Raw genomic sequence first — 21,834 nt, forward strand, 5'->3', positions numbered from 1 at the left:
AAGATACATGTATTATATCAGCTGCTTTTCATAACAGTGCCGGTTCTGCTTATTTGCCTTCATATCGTTTAATCCACTCTTCACATGTCCATTTAGAAGCTAGTTCTCCCATTAACTGATACGGGATTTTTTTTGGATTCGTAAAACGAATACAGCTTTTTCCCATATTCAATTTTGTATCCATATGAGCCGGGTATTCATTTTGGAACCATTCCAATAATTCCCGATCCGCGTAAATACCCATATGATAGACAGAAATATGGTTTTTTTGTACAGCCAGGCTGATGAATGGCAGAGGAGTATTTTTTTCAACGTGGTAACCTTCGGGATAAAAAGCTAAAGGAACTACGTAGGATGGCATGCCATTCTGTATTTTTAACTCAAAACCAGCAGGAAGGTTTTGATCGATCACTTGTTTCAGAGTCAGGAACGATTCTTTCCATTTTGCTTCTACGCTTTCCAGATACTGCTCTATATCAGACATAGGGTAGCACCTCCTCCTCGTTTTCAAACAGCTCTTTCTTCTCATCCTAAGCGTATTTTTCTCAAAAATCAAAGGCGTTTTTTGAGAAACCGTATGTAGGATCGAGACAAAGTTAGAAACGATGAATTCTTCCTTCACGCAAACATTTTATGCTCGTGAAAAAGGGATAACCGTTTGTTTTCCAGAATATAAAGAGCAATTGAAGAAATCGTTCATGAATCATCCTGACAAACGAATGGAGGAGTCAACATGGCAGAGGAACGAAAGGTTAAAGCATTTGATGGAACAGAATTGTTCAGCAAAAAAAATCCAGCAGAACAGCCTAAAGCGGCCGCAGTGATTGTCCACGGACTCGCAGAGCATATGGACCGCTACGAAGCACTAACAGAAACGTTGGTGGGGCACAACGTAACGGTGTACCGTTACGATCAGAGAGGACACGCCCGTTCCGGAGGCCGGCGCGTGTATTTCAGCGATTTTAATGAAATGCCGGATGATGCAAAAACAATGGTCGATACCGCCAAAACAGAAAATCCGGACCTGCCGGTGTTTTTAATCGGGCACAGCATGGGCGGCTTTACCGCAGCAGCTTTTGGTACAAAATATCCGGGAAGCGTTAAGGGTATTATTTTATCCGGTGCATTAACGAGGTACAATAAAGAAATTTTCGGTCCGATGCCTATAGATAAACCGGATGACTTTTATTTTGATAATGCACTTGGGGACGGGGTCTGCAGCGACCCTGAAGTCGTGAAGGCCTATGAAAATGATCCGCTGGTGGAAAAGAAAATTTCCGCCGGTCTGCTGAATGTGTTCCCGCCTGGTATCGAGTGGCTTAAACGCCGGTCGGCGGACTTCACGGACCCGGTACTTGTACTCCATGGCAATGAAGATGGACTCATTGCAGAAAAAGACTCCAGGGATTTTTATGCCGACACAGCTTCCCAAGATAAAACACTGAAGATTTATGCATTTTTGATGCACGAAATCTTTAATGAACCATCTAAATATGCTATTTATGAGGAAGTTACCGATTGGATCAATGAACGCGTATAATTAGAAATAAAGACAAGCCGCCAAGGAGCAAATTACATGACAGAGGTTACCATAAATCATCCTTTTTCCATTAAACAGACCGTTTTTAAAAACCGGCTTGTAAAGTCAGCCATGAGCGAAGCGATGGCCGGAAGAAATCATCTTCCGACAGAGAAACTTTTTACTCTTTATGAAACATGGGCAAAAGGAGGAAGCGGCCTCGTCATCACAGGAAACGTGATGGTTGACCCTCGGGCACTCGGGGAGCCGGGAAATGTGGTGTTGGAAAATGCGGAACACCTATCGGTTTTTCAAAAATGGGCGGAAGCCGGGAAGAAGCACAACACGCAGCTGTGGATGCAGATCAATCATCCCGGTAAGCAGGTCATTAAAGGAGTGGCGGAAGAAGCGGTAGCACCGTCTGCTGTTCCTTTTGAACCGGCTCTGCAGCGGTTTTTTCCGATGTGCCGGGCGTTGGAAGAGAAAGAAATTCTGGGAATTATCGATAAATTTGCCCGTACTGCAGAGCTTGCAAAGCGGGCCGGCTTTACAGGTGTTCAGATTCATGCGGCGCATGGGTACTTAATCAGCCAGTTTCTTTCACCGCGTCATAATGAGCGCACCGATCAGTGGGGAGGGCCGATAGAGAACCGCTTCCGTTTTCTTCGGGAGATTTATATGGCAGCCCGTGAAAAGACGGGCCCGGATTTTCCGATTGGCGTAAAAATTAACAGCTCCGACTTTATGAAAGCCGGTTTTTCTGAAGAAGAATCGCGATATGTGATCGGTGAATTAGATCGGTTGGGGGTGGATTTAATTGAAATATCCGGCGGAACCTATGAGCGTCCTGAAATGACAGGAAAAGGCGTACGGGCTTCCACCGCCGTAAGAGAGGCCTATTTTCTGGAGTATGCCGAAGCGTTGAAGCAGCAAAGCGATGTACCGCTTATCGTAACAGGGGGGTTCCGGACCCTGCATGGGATGAATGAAGCCCTGCAGAATCAGGCAACCGACTTTATTGGTATCGCCCGTCCGCTTGCGGTGTACCCGGACTATGCCAATCAGCTGCTCCTGGGAAGGGCCTCTGATTTTTCCATTAAACCAATTAAGACAGGAATTTCTTTTATCGATTCCAAAGGCATTCTGGAACTAACCTGGTACGCGCAGCAGCTGCACCGACTCGGAAGCGGTGAAAGAACGAAGCCGTCTTTTTCGCCGTTGCTGTCGCTTGGATTGACTGTGTGGAAAAATGGAAAAGGCGTATTGATGAAGCGACGGGCTTAACCAACGGTAATGATAGGAGGATATGAAATGGATAAAGCGTTAACGGAAGCATTTGACGATCTTTACCATGAAGATAAACAAATCCGATATCAGGCTTTTCTCGATGTGCTGGCGGCGGCAGAAGAAGAGAATAAATGGTCTTATGACGTCTGGGATAGTTTTGTTCAGGATTTAACACACAGTGATCCCCATCGCCGTTCCACGGCGGCACAGATGCTGTGCCGACTGGCGAAAAGCGATCCGGAAGAACGGATTTTCCCTATTTTTTCGGACCTGTACGACGCAACGAAAGATCCCAGGTTTGTTACGGCTCGTCATACGCTTCAGTCATTCTGGAGGATAGGACTTGGCGGGCCTCGTCAAAAAGAAACCGTCGTGGAAGCGTTGGAACACCGGTTCCGTGAATGTATCTCTGAGAAAAATGATACATTGATTCGTTCTGACATTCAGGAAGGGTTAAGGATGCTTTATGATGAAACAGGAGATACCTCTATTAAGGAAAAAGCGTTAAAATTGATCAACATAGAAGACAGGGAAAAGTACCAGCAGAAGTACAGGAAAATCTGGAAATAATAAGACGATAGCAGTAAACAAGCAGAGGCGCTGGGCCTCTGCTTGTTTACTGCTGATAAGGAAATATTTCGTCTGCAGTTATTTCTTTTCGTAGCGTCTAATCCTTAGTGATGCCTGTTCTTTATGACCCATAAAGCCTTCTAGTTCACACAGTCTTTCCGCGTATTTTCCGATTTCGACACTCGCTTCTTCCGTCACACGCTGATAGGTGCAGTTTTTAAGAAATTTACCAACCCACAGGCCGCCGGTGTATTTTGCTGCCTGCTTTGTAGGGAGGGTGTGATTGGTGCCGATTACTTTATCTCCGTAAGCAACATTTGTTTCTTGTCCAAGAAACAGCCCGCCGTAGTTGGTCAGGTTCTGCAGGAAATAATCGGGATCTTCGGTAAGCACTTCGACATGCTCGTACGCCAGCTTATCTGCCTCCACTACAGCTTCCTCCAGCGTGTCCACTAAAAGGATAGAGCCGTGGTCTCTCCAAGCGGCTTCCGCTATATCCGCAGTGGAAAGTGTCTGCAGTTGTCTGGCAATTTCTTCTTCCAGTGATTCAGCGAGGGGGCGGGAGGTGGTAATGACCGCACCTGGTGATGTCGGTCCATGTTCGGCCTGTCCCAGTATATCGGTAGCGACAATTTCTGCATCAGCTGTATGGTCAGCAATAACGAGTGTTTCTGTTGGACCGGCGAGTAAATCAATACCGACCTTGCCGAACAGCTGGCGTTTCGCTTCAGCGACAAATGCATTTCCCGGCCCGACAATCATGTCAACTGGTTCAATACTCTCTGTTCCTATTGCCATCGCAGTCATTGCCTGGACGCCGCCAAGAAGATAGATTTCATCGGCTCCTGCCATGTGCATGGCGGCAATTGTTGCTGCCGGCACTTCGCCATTGCTTGGAGGCGTACAGGCAATCACACGCTTTACTCCTGCTACTTTGGCAGTAAGAATGCTCATGTGGGAAGAGGCGACCATAGGGTAGCGTCCGCCGGGAATATAGCAGCCTACGCTGTTAACGGGAATATTCTTATGTCCGAGAAACACACCCGGTCTCGTTTCCACCTCAATATCCTGAATGGAGCTTCGCTGATGCTGCGCAAAATTTTTGATCTGCTCTTGAGCAAACTGAATATCTTCTATCACCTGATCTGGGAGTCCTCCTATAATAGTTTGGATGTCTTCAGACGAGAGTAAAAAGCTTTCAGGGCTCCATTTATCAAATTTTTCGGAAAGTTCCCGGACTGCATCGTCCCCCCGGTCTTCCACATCTTTGATAATGCCGTTTACCGCCTGTTCCACTTTGGTGCTCGCTTCCTGCTTCTGCTGATCCGACTGTCCTTCTTTTATATAAATTGCCACGTTGCATCCGCCCTTTACGTTTAGTATGAATACGTAGTCATTATAGAATGTAAACGCTTCTATGTAAATACCATTGTTATAAAAAGAAAATAAAACTGTTGGTATCGGTTTTAGTCCTGTTAATATAGTGTTTTTATGAAATGAACTTATACAGCTTATTTGTTCCGCGCTAATCCTGATTGACAAATTGCCGCTGAACTTTTAACATATTTATGAATACGTATTAATTAAAATGAAAGAGGTATGTAAAAATGGCTTCTTCCAAAGATGTAGCAAAAGCAGCCGGCGTTTCACAGTCTACGGTGTCGCGGGTGCTTAATGATCCGTCAAAAGTGAATGCAGAGACAGTGGCAAAGGTGCAGCAAGCAATGAAATCGTTAAATTACCGACCGAATTTAATTGCACGCAGCTTAAAGCAGCAAAAAACAAAATCGATCGCTCTTATCACTGGCCATTTACATAATCCATTTTTCGTTGATACAACGATGGCAATCATTGAATATGCCAAACAGCAGGGGTATCATACACTGGTATATTTTGAAGACCAGGGAGATAATATCTCCGTATACGAAGAAGTGTTAAAACAGCAGGTAGACGGTATTATTCTATCTTCCATCTTTTTTGAAGACCCTATTTACAAAGAATTAAAAAGCTCCGGTGTTCCATTTGTAATGTTTAATAGACGGCATCAGGCAGGAGGGAATTTCGTAGAAATAGATAACGAGAGAGCCGGCACGATGGCAGCCAATCATTTGTTAAAGCTTGGTCATACGAAGATTGCCTGGATTGGAGGGCAGACGCTTGCCTCTACCTTTCAGGGCCGTCTGGAAGGATATAAAAAAGCCATGCGGGCTGTCAATCATGAGGTGGATCCGGAATGGATCAAGGAGACTGATACGACAGAACCATCGGTAATGGAGGCAGTAGACAGCCTTCTGCTTTTGGATAATAAACCAACAGCTATTTTTGCAGCAACAGATTCGATGGCGCTTTTCTGCCAGAACTATTTGATGAAAATGGGGTACGCGATTCCGGATAACTTCAGTATCTGCGGCATGGATAATATTGATATTACGGCCCATGCGGGGATTCAAATGACGACCATTACCCATGACTCCAAAAAACCGATGGGCCTTCATGCAATAGAGCATCTTATCTATATGATGGAAGAGGAACATCAGCCCATTCAGGAAATGACGCTGACTTTACAGCCGAAGTTAATGATTCGCCATACGACAGGTCCTAAACGATAACCTTTCCGACATGGAAAGGGTTTTGTTGTATGAACATATAAAAATATAAATGTAAACGCTTTAATTTTGTATATTCATCTATATCTATTCGTGCTTGATCGTATTAGGATAAAGGAAACGAGTGGTGAAAGGGTGGAAACAACATGTTGGATGAAAGTACAAAAAAACGGTTTACGGAAATCGTAGGGGCAGATAATTTTTTTGATTCGCCTTCAGACATGCTTACCTATTCTTACGATGGCACTCCCGAATTTCAATCAATGCCGGATGGAGTCATCGCGCCACGGAATACTGAAGAGATAGCGGCGGTGGTTAAAATATGCAGCGAACAGGAAATTCCAATTGTACCGAGAGGCTCCGGTACTAATTTGTCTGCCGGCACATGTCCTACTTCCGGAGGCATTGTTCTGCTGTTTAAACACTTAACCCGCATTAAAGAAATCGATGAAAATAATTTAACTGTCACCGTAGAACCGGGAGTGATTACGCTCGATATGATCCATGCGGTTGAGGCGAAAGGGCTTTTCTATCCGCCGGATCCAAGCTCCATGAAAATTTCGACTATCGGCGGCAACGTGAGTGAAAATTCCGGTGGACTGCGCGGGCTGAAGTACGGTGTCACAAAAGACTATGTTCTCGGTATGACGGTGGTCGTAGCTAATGGGGATATTATTCACCTTGGCGGGAAGCTGACTAAAGATGTAGCGGGATATGATTTAAAAAGCCTGTTTGTTGGAGCGGAAGGGACGCTTGGGATCGTAACAGAAGTGATTCTAAAGCTGATTCCGATTCCGGAAACAAAACAGACGGTGCTTGCCGTGTATGATGATATTCAAGCCGCAGCCGATTCGGTATCGGCTATTATTTCCAATAAAATTATTCCGGCGACGCTGGAATTTCTCGATCAGGGAACGATCCGGGTCGTGGAAGATTTCGCCCACGTCGGGCTGCCGACAGAAGCGAGCGCTATTTTATTAATTGAACAGGATGGACCGGCGGCGGTAGTAGCCTCCGATATAGCAAAAATTACGGCGGTCTGCAAAGAAAATAAGGCGGTATCGGTTCAGGCAGCGGCCACTGAAGAAGAAGCGGAAGGCCTTCGCACCGCCAGAAGATCAGCACTTGCTGCCCTGGCACGCCTGCGGCCGACTACGATTTTAGAAGACGCCACCGTGCCCCGTTCGATGGTGGCTCCGATGGTAAAGGCGATCAACGAGATTGCAGAAAAACACCAGGTGACGATCTGTACATTTGGGCATGCCGGCGATGGTAACCTGCATCCAACCTGTCTGACAGATGCGCGTGATAAAGAAGAAATGGAACGGGTGGAAAAAGCTTTTGCTGATATTTTCCAAACATCGATTGATATGGGAGGCACCATTACCGGCGAGCACGGCGTAGGCGAAATGAAAGCGCCTTACCTTCACTTAAAGCTAGGCCGGGAGGGTATTGCTGCTATGCAGGCAATCAAAACGGGTCTTGATCCTAAAAATATTATGAATCCTAAAAAAATATTCGGGGAAGTTAAGCAAAAAGAGGTGACCTCATGAGTACGGAATCAAAAAAACAGGAAATGATTATTGACTGGCAGAAGCGGATGGATCAGGATGAAATGCTCAACTGCATGCGGTGTGGATTCTGTCTGCCGTCCTGTCCAACATATGAGGAATCCGGATTTCAGGAATCCCAGTCTCCACGAGGACGGATTGCGCTCATGAAAGGAGTCGCAGACGGACTGATAGAGCCGGATGAAAAAGTAGAAGAGTCTTTAAATCAATGCCTGGGCTGCCGGGCCTGCGAACCGGTCTGTCCTTCCGGGGTCAAATACGGCCACCTTCTGGAAGAAGTTAGGGATGTTGTGAACCAAAACAAAACGCACAGCCTGCCGGAGAAAGTGATCCGCCGCGGCGTATTCTATGAGCTGTTTCCCCATCAGAACCGGATGAGAATGGCAGTAGGGTTTCTCGGTTTGTATCAGCGTACCGGCCTGCAGAAAGCAGTCCGTAAAACAAAGCTGCTAAATAAGCTTCCACAGCCAATGGGGACGATGGAAAAGGTGCTCCCGCAGGTGCCGAAAATGCGGGATATGAAGAACCGCCCAGCGCATTATCATATGGAAAATCCACGAAAGCGTGTGGCATTTTTTTCCGGATGTTTAATGGATACGATGTTTATGAGCACGAATGACGCAACGGCAACGCTTCTGCAAAAAGCGGGATGCGATATTGTGATCCCGGAAAGCCAGGCCTGCTGCGGAGCACTTCACGGCCACAGCGGTGAGAAGGAAAAAGCGAAAGCTATGGCGAAACGTAATATAGAAGCATTTGAAGAATTGAATGTTGATTATATTGTGACCAACGCCGGCGGCTGCGGCGCATTCCTGATTGACTACGGCCACCTGCTGAAAGACGAACAGGAATGGGCAGAGCGGGCGGAAACATTTGCCGGCAAGCTCAAAGACATGTCGACGGTGCTTATGGAACTTGATTTTGCGGGCCGGGGTTACCGACTGCCGGAACAGGTGATTACGTACCAGGACTCGTGTCATCTTAAGAATGTTATGCATACGACAACCGAGCCGAGACAGCTGATTCAAAGCATTCAAGGAACAGAGTACAAAGAAATGAAAGATGCCGGACGCTGCTGCGGATCTGCCGGTATTTACAACATTGTTGAATCAGAGATGTCGATGAAGATTCTGGATTCAAAAATGACCAATGCGAAAGCGACCAAGGCGGCGACAATCGTCACGACTAACCCGGGCTGTCTGCTCCAAATGAAACTCGGAATAGAAAGAGAAGGGCTGACAGGTCAGGTCCGGGCTGTTCATCTGGCAGATCTGCTTTTGGAAGCAGTCGAATACGAAGAAAAAGAAACGTCTTCTGTATAAGGGGAAATAAGACGAGGTGGCTAATGTGAATGTAAACACAGCACTGGCAGAAAATATTGTAGAAGAAGTAAAGCGGGTTATCAAAGAAGATGTGATTTTTATTGATGATACAAGCACCATTATTGCTTCTACGGATCCAAGCCGAAAGGGTACTCTTCATGAGGGTGCCCAGCTTGTGCTGCGGACAAAGCAGAAGCTGTATATTGATGACGCCAATCTGGGGACGTTAAAAGGAGTTAAACAGGGTATTACGATGCCGCTGATTAACCATGGCAGTGTCGTAGGGATTATAGGTATCACAGGTGCTCCGGAAAAAGTAGAAGCATTTGCTGAGCTTACAAGACGCTTAACCGAGCTGATGATACATGAAGCTTTTCTATTGGAAGAACAAAAGTGGCAGGACCGGAGCGTAGAGGTATTTTTTAACGAATGGATCCGTTCAGAAAGTGTCGACCAGGAGTTAATGAATCACGGAATGAGGCTCGGGATACCGCTGGACCGCCCGTATTTATGCTGTCTTGTAGAAGCAAAAGAGCCGAAAAGCCAGCCCGCTCAGGCTGAACGCTATACCAGGTCCGCGTTTCATTCCTGTTTTCCAAGGAAGCAGAATTTTTTTGTGAGATGGGGAGAGGATTTATTTTTACTGATGATTGAAATAAGCGGCTCCCGGCAGCGAAAAGATTTTTCCAGCAAGCTGGAATCCTGCCGAAAAGAAATGGAAAAGCAGTACGACGGAATGGTCCGGATCGGGATCGGTTCCAGCCGGGATAACATCGTAATGGAAGAAGCCTACAAAAACGCGAAAAAAGCCCTGCAGGCAACGACCCAGGGCAAACGTTTAATTTTTTACGAAGATCTCTCGATTGAATTGGTGCTGAGCGATGTATCGGACGAAGCCAGAAGTACATTTCTAACCCGGGTGATCGAGCCGCTTCAGCAGAAAAAAGAGCTGGTGCAGACGCTTGAAGTATACCTGCACTGTAACCAATCTGTGAAAGAAACGGCCGGGGTGATGCATATTCATATTAATACGCTGCATTACCGCTTAAAGCAGATTAAAGAATGCACAGGCATTGATCCACGGACAACAGAAGGCATTGTTGCTTTTTATCTGGCTGTGGAGTTTTTGAAGTAGAAAAACGGAGAAGGACTTGCTTATATACCGTTTTTCTTTTACACTGGCTATACATCAAAAAAAATTGATATAATAAGGAGAAAGAAAAATGAAGCCGATAGAATTTCGTTCCGGCACGACGGCAGAGGTGATGGATTTTACTTCTTATGAAATAAAGTTTAAGGCACTGGCAGACAACACCCGCTTAAAAATTATGTATGAGCTCAATCAAAAATCTTCCATCTGTGTCTGCGATCTTACTGACCTTGTCGATCTTCCTCAGTCCAAGCTTTCCTATCATTTGAAAATTCTGCGGGAGGCCGGTTTGATTGAGAAAGAAAAAATCGGAACCTGGAACTACTACCACTTGAATAAAGAAGCAGTAAAAAATCTTTTGTCTGAAGAACTCTGCTGTATTTTTTATCCTTCTTCTTAATTTTGCCTCATACATCAAAAAAAATTGATATAAAAAGAAAGGATGACTCGTTATGACAAAGCATCTGCCTGTCGTTATCGTTGGAGGAGGGCCGGTAGGACTGGCTGCTGCAGCAGAGCTGCATGAAAAAGAAGAGGCATTTGTATTATTGGAAGCCGGGGAAGGGCCCGGTACGAACTTTCTGGATTACGGACACGTCCGCCTCTTTTCTCCCTGGAAGTACAATATGGATAATGCCGCCAAACGGTTATTGAATAAACACAAGGTGCCGCTCCCCGATCCAGAACAGCTGCCGCTCGGAAAAGATATCGTGACCGAGTATCTGCAGCCGCTCGTCGACCTTCCTGAAATGAAACCGAACATTTTATTTGGCAGCAAAGTGGTCCATATTTCCAGAAAAGGATTCGACAAAGTGAAATCAAAAGGCCGAAAGGAAGCGCCTTTTCAGATAATAACAGAGACTGCCAAAGGAGAGCGGAACACAATAGAAGCCAAAGCAATTATTGATGCAACCGGTACGTGGGGGCAGCCCAATTCCCTTGTACCCGGAGGTGATACCTCAGCAGAGAAGCATCTGACCCGTCTTGTTTACAGCATTCCTGACAGAGAAAAAAGCAGTTCTTCTGTGTATATAAATTCCAACACTGCTGTAGTGGGAAGTGGACACTCTGCGATGCAGTCTATTCTGGAGCTGTTGGAGCTGCAGGAGGTGTATCCGGAAACAACCGTTTCGTGGATTCATCGTAAGCCCACGACGGTAGATGCGCTTGGAGGCGGGGACCAGGACCAGCTGCCGGCGAGAGGCGACCTGGGGCAGCGCATTAAAGAGGCCTGGGACAACGGAAAAATCCAGGTGCATGAAGCATTTTATATTGAATCCGTGAAGGAGACAGGTAAGCAGCTGACTCTTTTGGGAAAACAGAACGACGAAGCAAGTGAAATAGGCCCGTTTGACTACATTATCTGCAATACAGGCTCACGGCCTTCTTTTCACTTTTTAGGGGAACTTCGCTGGGATAGAGATGCGGCGCTCGAATGTGTCCCGGCCCTGGCGACGTTAATTGACCCCAACATCCACAGCTGTGGAACCGTAAGGCCGCATGGGGAAAAGGAACTGCGTCAGCCTGAAGAAAGTGTGTATATTATTGGAGCGAAGAGCTATGGCAGAGCCCCGACGTTTTTATTAGCCACCGGCTACGAACAGGCCCGGTCAGTGGCAGCCTATATTGCAGGAGACAAAGCAGAAGCCGCAGAAGTCCACCTGGAACTGCCGGAAACCGGCGTGTGTTCGACTGTACCGGCCGGCGGGCCGTTAACGATTGCCGTCTCGAACAGCTGTTGTTCCTAACAAAAAACGACCGGGAATTGTCCCGGTCGTTTTTTATGTTAAAATCTAACTTTTTCCTGGTTGGTAACAATAAGTAGAATTTTTCCTTTTTCCAATTCTACGCGGAGCTTTTCTGCCTTTTCAGCGTCAAAGCCGATTCTTTTCAGCTTTACTTCAACCTTTGTCTGGCGGCCCCGGAAAATATTTTTGAGTACCGTGCCGACACCCATTTCTTTTCTGCCGATTTTCTTGGCATCTGTATTTTTTTTGTTGCGGCGGGTACGTCTGCGGTCAAAGGAAATAACATATAAGTCCTCACCGCTGACACCTGCTTTAGTCAGCTTGCCAATCGACTTTCCTAATGATTCATCGTTGTGAAAAAGCTTAAACTTGGGATCCAATGTCGTTCCTCCTTTGAATGTACACAATGGTTCTTTTGCATATTATAAATCTTTACCCTAAATGATGCGCGCTTAACCTTCATGATGAAATAGAGTAGTTGACATATCGAATATATTCGATATACAATAGGCCCATGAATAACATCGATCTTTTTAAAGCATTGTCAAACGAGACCCGATTGAATATTCTTATGTGGCTTAGGGAACCGGAAAAGCACTTTCCAAAGCAGCAGGCTCATCTTCCAAAGGATGTGAGCCTTGAAGGCGGCGTATGCGTGGGGGACATTCAGGAAAAAGTAAATGCTTCCCAGTCTACCGTATCCCACTATTTGAATATGATGCAGAAAGCAGGGCTTTTGGAATCCATTCGCTACGGCCAGTGGACATACTACCGCCGGAACGAAAAAACGATCAAAGAGCTTGCTTCATTTCTCGAAACAGAGATCTGAACCCGGATTTCTGTTTTTTCTTTGCTTATTTATATCGAATATTCTAGATATATAGATTAAGGAGTGGAAGCATGAAAATTATGGTATATATCCTGGCTTTAATAGCGGGTATGTCTTTAAGCCTGGAAGCAGCTATAGGAGGCGCTTTAGGAGAAAACATCGGTGAATTGGAAAGCACTTATTTTATTTTTATTATCGGAGCAATGGCTACATTTCTTATCGCTCTTTTCTTTGGTAAAGGAGACGTGAAGCAGATAACGAAAGTGCCGAGATGGCAGTTAATCGGAGGCGTTCTCGGGGTGATTTACCTGGCTTTTCTTATTATCAGTGTGAACCTCGTAGGTGTAGGTACAGCTGTTACAGCCGTTATTATCGGTCAGCTTGTCATGAGCATGATCGTTGACCATTTTGGGTGGCTCGGGACACCGAAGGCCCGGTTTAACGTAAACCGTCTTATTGCAGGCGGCCTGTTGATTGCATCATTATTTTTAATTTTATAGGAGGACGAACGCATGCTCACAGCAGCAATATTTATTCCACTGATGGCAGGGATCGGACTGAGCCTGCAGTCGGCAGTTAATGGAACACTTGGAAACAAAATTGGGACGATTGAAAGTGCATTTCTAACATTTTTTACAGGAGCTATTATTTTAACAATTGTTATTCCATTCTTTGGCGGGGGAACGATACTAGATGTCTTTCAGGTTCCTGCCTGGCAGCTCGTTTGTGCCATATTTGGGTTTTTGTATTTATCTTTGATGGTGTTCTCGGTGCCGCGTATCGGTGTTACGGTGGCGGTCGTCAATGTGATTGTCGGGCAGCTTGCCGCAAGTATGGTCATTGATCACTTCGGCTGGTTTCACACGCCGACAGCCGCATTTGATCTGCAGCGTTTTTTCGGTGTGCTCCTGCTTTTGGCGGCGCTGTACTTCTTATTTAAAAAAGATAAGAAAAAAACGGCAGTAGAAACCGTTTAATCTGCATGTATATGTATAAAAGCCGGAATGGATGTCTCCACTCCGGTTTTTTTATTTGTCTTCTTTTAACTGGGCATATGCTTCAAGACCTGATGTTACCGCGCTGCTCATAGCAGCACCGCCGCCGAATGCTGCTGCCACTGCCAACGTTTCTTTGATCTGCTGTTCGCTGCAGCCGTGATGAATACATTGATCCATGTGATAGACAATACAGGTTTCGTCGGCATCTTTAATGCTGATAGCCAAAGCGCTTAAATGTTTCTGGGCAGCGGAAATTTCTCCATCTGCAAAGCAGCTTCCTGTAAAGTGGTTGTACTGGGAAGCAATCTCCGGGAACGTGCTGCTGAAGCTGTCTACGCCTTCAAGGTACTGTTTTTTGATTTCTTTTGCATCTATCTTAGCCATTACAAAAAACCTCCTTATAACCTTTTAAGTAAATTCCCCTTCTAATCCTTTTTAAACATGTGGAAATATTTGTTTATGAAGTATACAGATCAGGGAATGAGAATGAAAGAACGCTCAAATTAAGTAAGGAGGTCGTAAAATGGCAACAACAGAAGAAGTGCTGGGCCGGGACGCAGAATACTTACTAGGACATGAGAGCAAAACAATTTCAAAAGAGGATCTTCACGTACCGGGGCCGGATTTCGTAGATCGTGTGTACAAGTCTACGGACCGTTCTCCGGTAGTACTGCGCAACCTGCAGAGTTTGTTTGATCATGGGCAGCTTGGTGGAACGGGGTATTTATCCATTCTTCCAGTGGATCAGGGTATTGAACACTCTGCCGGAGCCTCATTTGCCCCAAATCCCATCTATTTTGATCCGGAAAACATCGTTAAACTTGCGATCGAAAGCAGGTGCAATGCGGTCGCATCTACTATTGGGGTGCTGGGATCCATTGCACGGGATTATGCGCATAAGATTCCATTTATTGCAAAAATTAATCATAACGAACTGTTAACGTATCCAAATACGCACGACCAGATTATGTTTGGCTCGGTAGAGCAGGCTCATAAAATGGGAGCGGCGGCCGTCGGAGCTACCATTTATTTCGGCTCCGAGGAAAGCGGCAGGCAGATCCAGGAAGTGACAAAAGCCTTCGAACGAGCGCATGAGCTTGGAATGGCGACTATTTTATGGGCGTACCTCCGCAACCCTGGTTTTAACAAAGACGGGACTGATTATCATACGTCTTCGGATTTATCCAGTCAGGCCGTTCACCTGTCGGCGAGCCTGCAGGCGGATATTGTCAAACAAAAGCTTCCTACGAATAACGGCGGCTACACGACACTTGGGTTTGGGAAAACCCATGATAAAGTATATTCCGATCTGACGAGCGACCACCCGATTGACCTTACACGCTATCAAGTCGTCAATTCCTTTATGGGAAGAGCCGGTCTTATTAATTCAGGCGGGGGTTCTGCAGATAATGACTTTGCGGAAGCCGTGAAGACAGCTGTAATTAATAAAAGGGCCGGAGGAATGGGACTTATTATGGGAAGAAAAGCGTTCCAGCGCCCGATGAAAGAAGGAGCCGAAATTATCCGGGCCGTGCAGAGCGTTTACGCTGATGAATCAGTGACGCTGGCGTAGCATAAATAGAGCGCCTGGTGCTTTACTTCCAGGTGCTTTTCTTACATAGCAGTGAAAACCGAGGGCATTATGGATGAAGTTAATAAATGGATATCCTAAAAAGCCGGATACTCTTAATGGAGTATCCGGTTCTTCACTTATTCTATTGTACAGGTACCTGGTTGACCCGCAGCGCCTGCGGAAGGTCGGATACGACTTGTACATTTTTAAAAGAAATGCCAAGCTGTACTGCCTGCTGTGCCATATATGGGCGCATCCCGGATAGAGTCGTTTCAATGCCCAGTAACTGCAGGGCCGAAATGAGCTGCTTGATTTTTTCAGCTACTAACGCATTGATATGCAGCACGCCGGATAAATCAATGTACAGCCGATCCATCTGTTTGAGGGCACACTGTTTTAATGTATGTTCTACAATTACATCGCCGCGCTCGACATCGATATTTCCGACGAGCGGCAGAAGGCCGATGCCCGGCTGAAGCAGAATAATGGGAGCAGTGAGTTCCAGGATCATGTTTTCTTTATCCTGAATTTCTCCATCCATATGAAGAAGAGCCTGCTGCATAAAGGCGCTGCTGGCATAGTCAAACGCCCGCAGTGCCTTGCGCTGCCATTCCAGGACGTGCTCGATAGGTACGGAGTTATTATATTGCTTAATAAAGTATTCTATATGATCAAAAATGATTTCTCTATATTTGGTGAACTCTTCCTGAACCAGAAGAAGCGGCTTCCATATCTCGCGGCTCTCATCAACGACTTCTTCAATCTTGGCCTGAAATCGATCATAAAAGCCGGGTTCATCATCTTGAAACACATGAAGAAGTTCTGTAATGAATTGTTCCTTCATTTCTTCCAGTTTTTCAGCGATAGTGGCATCTGGCACATTAACACGGTTGTCTTTATAGGACTCTTTCCACAAATCTTTCATGGAGTCCAGGTTTTCGGATAGGTATTGGTGCAGGGACTTATTTATTTGATCTTTATCGTAATCCATCCTTCATTTCCCCCACTGTTGATAATGTAGTTCTTATCCAGTATAGAGGCAGGGGGAAGATAGCACAAGAAATATTGAATAAACAGGGCCTCAGGCTTTTAAAACGACTTGAATTTTCCCACTTTCTGTATAAAAAGTATCGATCTTTCCAACAGGAATGTACTGCATCTGCTTGATGACTTCCATATGAAAACCGATCAGGTCCCCGTCGATGGAAAAGTAAGGGGGACGGTTAAACAGCTTTTTGTGGATCCAGGCAGCATCCAGGGGAGCCGTTCGTCTTAATCGGAAATAAATCGTGCGGTCTTCTGTATGAGCAGGTTCTAAATAAATCGAATATTTTACAGGGACGCGCATTTTCGTGAACGTGCCATCGATACGAATCATCTGATCAAGGATAGCGGCATGAGTCACTTCCACTTGTTCTATCTTTTTTATTTGAAGCAGTTTTAAAAGCATCGATTCATTGATAGGGACAGTGACCCCATTTTCAGCATAATGCTGGACTTTCTTTTTCATTTCATTTAAAAAACGATCCATACAGCATCCTCCTTTTATTTTAAAAGCTTTTCATTGAATATTATCGCAGGCCGGGCAAATATGATACATTTCCTATAGAAGAAAGGGGATAGAACAAAAATGAATACGAAAGAAATGGAACAGATTCAGGTACTGCAAAACGAAATAGATTTCTCCGGTGCTTTTGCTGCACGAGGAGAAGACAAACAGGGAAGCGGAAGCAGCGGCTTTGCGAACCTGCCCGAAAAGTGGGAAAACCAGGTGACTACAAGGTTTAATATGGCTTCCGCCAGCCAGATTTTCACAGCAGCGGCAGTGTGTCAGCTGATAGAAGAAGAAAAGCTGGATTTTGATACATTATTAAAAGACTGTCTGGATATTACATTCCCTTATTTTGATGAAGATATTACTATAAAACATCTGCTTCTTCATACGTCGGGCATTCCTGATTATTTTGAGGAAGAAACAATGAGGGCATATGAAGATCTGTGGATTCAGAAACCAATGTACCGGATGAGAAAAACGAGCGACTACCTGCCGTTGTTTCAGCAGAAAAATATGGTATCTCCCGTCGAGGCAATGTTTCATGCCAATCACGCAGGGTACATTCTGCTTGGATTGATCATTGAACAGGTGTCCGGCATGGAATGCAGCGAGTATGTAGAGCAGCAGGTATTTCAAAAAGCCGGTATGAAAGACACGGGCTATTTTAGACTGGACCAGCTTCCGGAGAGAACTGCTTCCGGCTATATAGAAACAAAAGAAGGCAAAGTTAAAACCAACCAGTATGCCATTCCAATTAAAGGCGGACCAGACCGTGGAGCCTATACGACGGCAGCGGACATGGTGCTTTTCTGGGAAGCGCTGATGAGTTATAAACTGTTCTCAGAGGAAATGACAACCGCCTTTTTAGAGCCGCAGGTATCCCTTTCAGAATCTATTTCGTACGGATATGTTGGGTACATCGAAAGAAATGAGACAGAAGTAGTGAAGTACATCCTAATGGGATATGACCCGGGTGCTAACTTCCGATCCTTTTACAGGCTGGATCAAAGCCTGGCAGTTGTTGTGTGCTCTAATAAAGAAGACGGAGCCCATGAGATGATTAGAAAAATTGAAGAAATTTGTATAAAGTAATTTGAAACAAATCTAAAGCAGCAGTTGGTTGCCGGTATATATTTAAATTGTAATCATCATAAACACTTGGGAAGCTGGAAAACAGCTTCTTTTTTTTGCATTGATTTAAATGGTGTAATAATAAATAGGTAGAAAAGATAATCGAAATATATTACTATTAATATAATACTTTAGTACTAATAAAAGGAGGTAAATGTCAAGAAAAAGAAGAGAATGTCTGATTCTAGCGCTCTATTTTTTTATTTAAGGGTAGAAAGTAGTGGGGTATATGAAGTGCAGAAAATGTAACACTGAATTATTGAGTTCAGAAAAGTTCTGTTCTCAATGTGGCGAACGTACAACAAAAGTAAAGCAGAAGCGAAAAGCACCGAACAAGTTTTTAATAGCCGGCTTTGGAATTTTAGCAGCTGTATTGATAGCCTTCTTTATATGGGGAAATCAGGCCGGTGACCCTCAAAATGTGGTAGCTTCATTTGAAAAGGCGCTTATTGAAGAAGATTTAGATACCTTGGCTGATATCATTCATTCTTCAAGTAGTGAGCTTACTGTAGAAGAAAGTGATCTGGAAAATGTCGTAGCGCAGATGAATGAATATCCGAACTATCGTGAAGAAATGATCACAGACTTAAAAGAAGAAGCGGCAGCAGCGGAGTTTAATCAAATGGAACATAATGAGAGTTCAAGCGTTCATTTATTTTCTTTAACTAATGGACCGAAAAGGTTTGGTCTATTTGATCAATTCTACATAAAGATGCCTGGTTTTTATTTAGATTTAACAACAAATATGGAAGGTGCGAGTATATTTGTTGATGAAGAACTGGTGGGTGAGTATACGGGAGAAGAGCCGCTTATTTATGGGCCGGTACATCCAGGTGAATACGATGTGACCGCTTCATTTGAGGGAGAATTCGCCAAAATAGAAGAATCAAAAACGGTCCAGCTTTATGATTCATTTGTTACGACTATAGAAGAAAGCGTTTATCTTGAGGGTGGAAGTACCAGGGTTATTGTGGAAGAAAGCTGGGTTGAAGGCTATGATCTTCCCATTACTGTACTAATAGACGGAGAGCCGATTGGAATGGGTTTAGAGAATGATGGTCTAATTGAACCTATTGCGCTGGATGGAACCCATGAAATAAAGGCTCAGGCTGAAGCTCCATGGGGCATCGTAGAAACCTCCCCAACAGTAATTGACTCGTCATCGACTTATCTTTCGTTTACTGAGATAGAATCCGATCTTCAGGAGGAATTGGGTGCTTTATCTCTTGATTTCATGCTGGCTAGTTTTGAAGGAAAAGAACTGGACATGGTTACACCTGAACTGAAAGAAAAAATAGAGGCAGAAATAGCCCTTTCAGAAAATGAAGGTGTTGATTACAAAAGTTCAATGAATGCTTTTTCTTACGACAGGGAAGGTTTTTTTGTAGAAGAAGATATAGAAACGGATCAATTAGTGCTGACAGGCCAAACAGAAATGAGCTACGACGCGTCATATACGTATGAAGGTGAAAAAGAAGTAGAAGTAGAAACGTATTCCGATGGAATGGATTTTTGGTATTCCTACGATAAAGATACGGATACGTGGATTATTTCAGGATATTTGTTAAACGATTTCAGTTCTTTGAGTAGTCCAACTGAAATTTTTGAAGAAACTAATTTATAGAAAGCAGGGATAAAATGAACTGTCAGCAGTGTGGAGAAATACTAAATGAAGAGGCGAAGTTCTGTACGAATTGCGGAGTACCTACAAGTCATATGCAGGGCTCAGCGGAACCAGGAGCGGATGAAGAAACAGCAGCTACGATAGAGGGAGTTCAGGAAAGAGCCATTCCAACTCCTAATAAAGCAGTGGAATATTTGAATTTTGCCAAGCAGGCCCTGCTTAATCCGGTAGGCACAGCTTCATACGTAAATGGAAACAGCTGGATTTTTGCTCTATGTTCGGTCCTTGCATTTCTTATCTTTATTCCAATAAACATATACACGTTTTTAAGGCAGGTTACGTTTGAAGCTGTTTATTTTTCCTTTAGTAATTGGTTTGTACAGCCAATATTATATATAGCCATTTTTTTAGGAATGCTTACTTTAATTCTGTTCATGTTTTCTTCTGTAATGAAAAGCAGATTAACATATAAAGAAGTATTTTCCCGGTGGGGAGTCTATATGACTCCGGCTGCGGCTGTAATGGTTTTAGCTTTTCCTTTTATATTAATAAATATCTATTCGCTTGCTTCTGTTCTATTTAGTATCAGCTATATTTCTTTTCTGGTAAGTATTCCAGCAATACTGTTTACGCTTCCTAATTCAAAAATAACAAAGGGAAATAAACTGGAATTCAACCCTTTTTATGCTAGTGTTATTACTATAATACTGCTTAGTCTGGTAGCATACTTCATAGGAGAAAGTATTTTGGGTCAGGTTATCAGCGATATTATGAATTATTCTATGCCGGGGTATTATTGAGATTCTCTATTGAAAAAGCAGCCGAAGCCGGCTGCTTTTTTTGTGTATTAAAGTTTTAATTTTATGTGGACTTTGCGGTTCTCAAAATAATAGGAGTCAAACTGGCCGACAGGAATATACTGCAGCTGTTTCACGGAATCGAGGTGAAAGCCAACCACTTTTCCTTTCATGGTCATCATCGGAGGCTGATGAAAAATCTTTTTTCGCAGCCATTTTGCATTAATGGGACAGATTTTTTTAACTTTAAAAAAGATGGAACGGTCAATCGTATAAGCGGGACGCAGCTGCACGTTGAAATGAACGGGAATATGCATTTTTGTAAACGTTCCATCTATCCGCAGCTTGCGTTTTTCTACGGTAACATTTGTGATTTTCACATTGTCGATTTTCTTTACGTTCATCAGCTTGAGAAGCATCTCTTCGGTAAGCGTGATGGTCATCTTTCCCTGGGCGCCTTCTTTTACTTTTTCTTTAATGGTGGATAAGTCCAAAATCGATGTCCTCCTTCAGGATCTTTCTTATCCCTTCCCTTTTATAGTGTGAAGAAAAACCTCATCCGGCAGGAAGATCCGCCGTCATGGAGAATCTACTATAATACAGCTACCATTATTACACAATGGAAGGGAAGAACGTATTGTGAGTATAGTAAAGCATTCCGATTGGAAAGATACGAAGCGCACCCTTCACTTAATCTCCCAGATTCTCGGAAAAATCAGGCTGGAATTGGCTGCTCAAGAACCGCAGTGGGCCCACGTAATGTTGTCGTTAACACCTGGTGGTTTTTCTACAGGCTTATTGTATCATGACACTCATACCGTTCAAGTTGACGTGGATATTAGGCAAAATGAAGTGAGGGTGCAGGTGGATGACCAGCAGGAATCTACTGCGCTGGAAGACGGAAAAACTGTGAAAGAATACTATGAGTGGATTTTTCAAACGTTGGACAGGCACGGCGTTTCTATTTCTATTTTTCCAAAACCGCAGGAAATGAAAATCGACGCGATGCTCGATGAAGATACGATTAACCACACCTACCGTCAGTCGGAAGCACTGGAGGGTCTTGCGCTGTTTCAAATGGCATTGCGCGAGCAGCGGGCTTTCATCAGCTCCATGCGCTGCCGCAAAGTCATGCCGGGTTTATTCTGGGGCACGTTCGATGTTTCCACGCTGATTGTAAGCAATGTTCCAGAACCGTTCCCGGAAGACAGACCGATAGAAAAAGCAGCGTTTGACGAGCAGTTTATTGAATACGGATTTTGGCTCGGTGACGACGCAGTGGATGAGCCTTCCTTTTTCGTTCTGCCGTATCCATTTTTAAACAAAGAGCTTAAAGATGACTCGCTGGAACCAGAACAAGCTTATTACGATAAAGAACTGAGCGAATTCTTTCTGAAACTGGATACGGAAAAACCTGCCAGTGAGCCGATTCAGCGCTTTTTCCATACGACATTTGATATTTTAACAGAGGAACTCGGCTGGAAGGGCTGTGACTATTACAGAAAACCGTTGTTAATGAAAAAGCAGCCAACCATTTAACAGCACAACAAAAAG

The 21,834-nt window shown here is 44.4% G+C and carries 24 protein-coding genes; 17 read left to right on the forward strand and 7 right to left on the reverse strand.

What is annotated here, in order from left to right; translation table 11 throughout:
- Positions 1 to 49: 49 nt before the first annotated feature.
- Entirely contained in the window at positions 50 to 484 is a 435-nt protein-coding gene (locus AC5W14_RS04205; protein ID WP_496193742.1) for a DUF1801 domain-containing protein, read from the reverse strand.
- Between the two features lie 249 nt (positions 485 to 733).
- Here AC5W14_RS04205 and AC5W14_RS04210 point away from each other — a divergent pair, with 249 nt between their 5' ends.
- From AC5W14_RS04210 to AC5W14_RS04220, 3 genes are read left to right on the forward strand one after another with little or no spacing between them, the layout of a single operon-like run.
- On the forward strand, positions 734 to 1,540 hold the full coding sequence (locus tag AC5W14_RS04210) for an alpha/beta hydrolase (protein ID WP_496060006.1): 807 nt from the start codon (positions 734 to 736) through the stop codon (positions 1,538 to 1,540).
- A gap of 36 nt (positions 1,541 to 1,576) precedes the next feature.
- On the forward strand, positions 1,577 to 2,803 hold the full coding sequence (locus tag AC5W14_RS04215; protein WP_496193743.1) for an NADH:flavin oxidoreductase/NADH oxidase family protein: 1,227 nt from the start codon (positions 1,577 to 1,579) through the stop codon (positions 2,801 to 2,803).
- A gap of 27 nt (positions 2,804 to 2,830) precedes the next feature.
- Positions 2,831 to 3,376, forward strand: coding sequence for a hypothetical protein (locus AC5W14_RS04220; protein ID WP_496193744.1), 546 nt, complete (start codon positions 2,831 to 2,833; stop codon positions 3,374 to 3,376).
- 78 nt (positions 3,377 to 3,454) lie between these two features.
- On the opposite strand, the gene hisD is transcribed toward AC5W14_RS04220, so the two are convergent.
- Positions 3,455 to 4,732, reverse strand: coding sequence for a histidinol dehydrogenase (hisD, locus tag AC5W14_RS04225; protein WP_496193745.1), 1,278 nt, complete (start codon positions 4,730 to 4,732; stop codon positions 3,455 to 3,457).
- A gap of 251 nt (positions 4,733 to 4,983) precedes the next feature.
- Between hisD and AC5W14_RS04230 the strand changes: the two genes are divergently transcribed.
- The 6 genes from AC5W14_RS04230 (at position 4,984) to AC5W14_RS04255 (ending at position 11,773) form a co-directional block, all read left to right on the forward strand.
- The gene (locus AC5W14_RS04230) at positions 4,984 to 5,985 is read left to right on the forward strand and encodes a LacI family DNA-binding transcriptional regulator (RefSeq protein ID WP_496060002.1); all 1,002 of its coding nucleotides are present in this window, start codon (positions 4,984 to 4,986) and stop codon (positions 5,983 to 5,985) included.
- Between the two features lie 143 nt (positions 5,986 to 6,128).
- On the forward strand, positions 6,129 to 7,535 hold the full coding sequence (gene glcD, locus AC5W14_RS04235; protein ID WP_496060001.1) for a glycolate oxidase subunit GlcD: 1,407 nt from the start codon (positions 6,129 to 6,131) through the stop codon (positions 7,533 to 7,535).
- On the forward strand, positions 7,532 to 8,875 hold the full coding sequence (locus AC5W14_RS04240; RefSeq protein WP_496193746.1) for a (Fe-S)-binding protein: 1,344 nt from the start codon (positions 7,532 to 7,534) through the stop codon (positions 8,873 to 8,875). The genes glcD and AC5W14_RS04240 overlap by 4 nt, the downstream gene beginning before the upstream one ends.
- Positions 8,876 to 8,891: 16 nt before the next feature.
- On the forward strand, positions 8,892 to 10,010 hold the full coding sequence (locus AC5W14_RS04245; protein ID WP_496193747.1) for a CdaR family transcriptional regulator: 1,119 nt from the start codon (positions 8,892 to 8,894) through the stop codon (positions 10,008 to 10,010).
- 88 nt (positions 10,011 to 10,098) lie between these two features.
- The gene (locus AC5W14_RS04250; RefSeq protein WP_496059998.1) at positions 10,099 to 10,425 is read left to right on the forward strand and encodes an ArsR/SmtB family transcription factor; all 327 of its coding nucleotides are present in this window, start codon (positions 10,099 to 10,101) and stop codon (positions 10,423 to 10,425) included.
- Between the two features lie 52 nt (positions 10,426 to 10,477).
- Positions 10,478 to 11,773 carry an NAD(P)-binding domain-containing protein gene (locus AC5W14_RS04255; protein ID WP_496193748.1) on the forward strand — a complete coding sequence of 432 codons (1,296 nt, stop codon included), beginning with the start codon at positions 10,478 to 10,480 and terminating at the stop codon, positions 11,771 to 11,773.
- A gap of 38 nt (positions 11,774 to 11,811) precedes the next feature.
- On the opposite strand, the gene AC5W14_RS04260 is transcribed toward AC5W14_RS04255, so the two are convergent.
- Positions 11,812 to 12,153 (reverse strand): YflT domain-containing protein, encoded by a 342-nt coding sequence (locus AC5W14_RS04260; protein ID WP_170146884.1) that lies wholly within the window; start codon positions 12,151 to 12,153, stop codon positions 11,812 to 11,814.
- Positions 12,154 to 12,287: 134 nt separating this feature from the next.
- Between AC5W14_RS04260 and AC5W14_RS04265 the strand changes: the two genes are divergently transcribed.
- From AC5W14_RS04265 to AC5W14_RS04275, 3 genes are all read left to right on the forward strand, one after another.
- Positions 12,288 to 12,602: an ArsR/SmtB family transcription factor gene (locus tag AC5W14_RS04265; protein ID WP_496059996.1), complete on the forward strand. Its 315-nt coding sequence runs from the start codon at positions 12,288 to 12,290 to the stop codon at positions 12,600 to 12,602.
- A 71-nt stretch (positions 12,603 to 12,673) separates the two neighbouring features.
- Complete coding sequence (locus AC5W14_RS04270; RefSeq protein WP_496059995.1) at positions 12,674 to 13,102, forward strand: DMT family transporter; 429 nt, start codon at positions 12,674 to 12,676, stop codon at positions 13,100 to 13,102.
- 12 nt (positions 13,103 to 13,114) lie between these two features.
- Positions 13,115 to 13,579 carry a DMT family transporter gene (locus AC5W14_RS04275; protein WP_496193749.1) on the forward strand — a complete coding sequence of 155 codons (465 nt, stop codon included), beginning with the start codon at positions 13,115 to 13,117 and terminating at the stop codon, positions 13,577 to 13,579.
- Positions 13,580 to 13,630: 51 nt separating this feature from the next.
- On the opposite strand, the gene AC5W14_RS04280 is transcribed toward AC5W14_RS04275, so the two are convergent.
- Positions 13,631 to 13,984 carry a carboxymuconolactone decarboxylase family protein gene (locus AC5W14_RS04280; protein ID WP_496059993.1) on the reverse strand — a complete coding sequence of 118 codons (354 nt, stop codon included), beginning with the start codon at positions 13,982 to 13,984 and terminating at the stop codon, positions 13,631 to 13,633.
- A gap of 139 nt (positions 13,985 to 14,123) precedes the next feature.
- Between AC5W14_RS04280 and AC5W14_RS04285 the strand changes: the two genes are divergently transcribed.
- The gene (locus AC5W14_RS04285) at positions 14,124 to 15,173 is read left to right on the forward strand and encodes a class I fructose-bisphosphate aldolase (RefSeq protein WP_496059992.1); all 1,050 of its coding nucleotides are present in this window, start codon (positions 14,124 to 14,126) and stop codon (positions 15,171 to 15,173) included.
- 142 nt (positions 15,174 to 15,315) lie between these two features.
- Here AC5W14_RS04285 and AC5W14_RS04290 read toward each other — a convergent pair whose 3' ends face one another.
- Both AC5W14_RS04290 and AC5W14_RS04295 read right to left on the reverse strand, forming a co-directional pair.
- Complete coding sequence (locus AC5W14_RS04290; protein ID WP_496059991.1) at positions 15,316 to 16,164, reverse strand: STAS domain-containing protein; 849 nt, start codon at positions 16,162 to 16,164, stop codon at positions 15,316 to 15,318.
- A gap of 90 nt (positions 16,165 to 16,254) precedes the next feature.
- A complete protein-coding gene (locus AC5W14_RS04295; RefSeq protein WP_496059990.1) occupies positions 16,255 to 16,704 on the reverse strand; it encodes a hypothetical protein in 450 nt (149 codons plus the stop codon).
- Positions 16,705 to 16,803: 99 nt separating this feature from the next.
- Here AC5W14_RS04295 and AC5W14_RS04300 point away from each other — a divergent pair, with 99 nt between their 5' ends.
- The 3 genes from AC5W14_RS04300 (at position 16,804) to AC5W14_RS04310 (ending at position 20,283) form a co-directional block, all read left to right on the forward strand.
- The gene (locus tag AC5W14_RS04300; protein ID WP_496193750.1) at positions 16,804 to 17,820 is read left to right on the forward strand and encodes a serine hydrolase domain-containing protein; all 1,017 of its coding nucleotides are present in this window, start codon (positions 16,804 to 16,806) and stop codon (positions 17,818 to 17,820) included.
- Between the two features lie 298 nt (positions 17,821 to 18,118).
- On the forward strand, positions 18,119 to 19,483 hold the full coding sequence (locus AC5W14_RS04305) for a TcaA 3rd/4th domain-containing protein (protein ID WP_496193751.1): 1,365 nt from the start codon (positions 18,119 to 18,121) through the stop codon (positions 19,481 to 19,483).
- Between the two features lie 14 nt (positions 19,484 to 19,497).
- Positions 19,498 to 20,283 (forward strand): hypothetical protein, encoded by a 786-nt coding sequence (locus tag AC5W14_RS04310; RefSeq protein ID WP_496059987.1) that lies wholly within the window; start codon positions 19,498 to 19,500, stop codon positions 20,281 to 20,283.
- Between the two features lie 47 nt (positions 20,284 to 20,330).
- Here AC5W14_RS04310 and AC5W14_RS04315 read toward each other — a convergent pair whose 3' ends face one another.
- Positions 20,331 to 20,774 (reverse strand): hypothetical protein, encoded by a 444-nt coding sequence (locus tag AC5W14_RS04315; RefSeq protein WP_496059986.1) that lies wholly within the window; start codon positions 20,772 to 20,774, stop codon positions 20,331 to 20,333.
- Positions 20,775 to 20,919: 145 nt separating this feature from the next.
- Here AC5W14_RS04315 and AC5W14_RS04320 point away from each other — a divergent pair, with 145 nt between their 5' ends.
- Positions 20,920 to 21,819, forward strand: coding sequence for a DUF5996 family protein (locus tag AC5W14_RS04320; RefSeq protein ID WP_496193752.1), 900 nt, complete (start codon positions 20,920 to 20,922; stop codon positions 21,817 to 21,819).
- Positions 21,820 to 21,834: the final 15 nt, after the last annotated feature.

This window comes from Sinobaca sp. TMA16-18 (genome assembly GCF_059510535.1).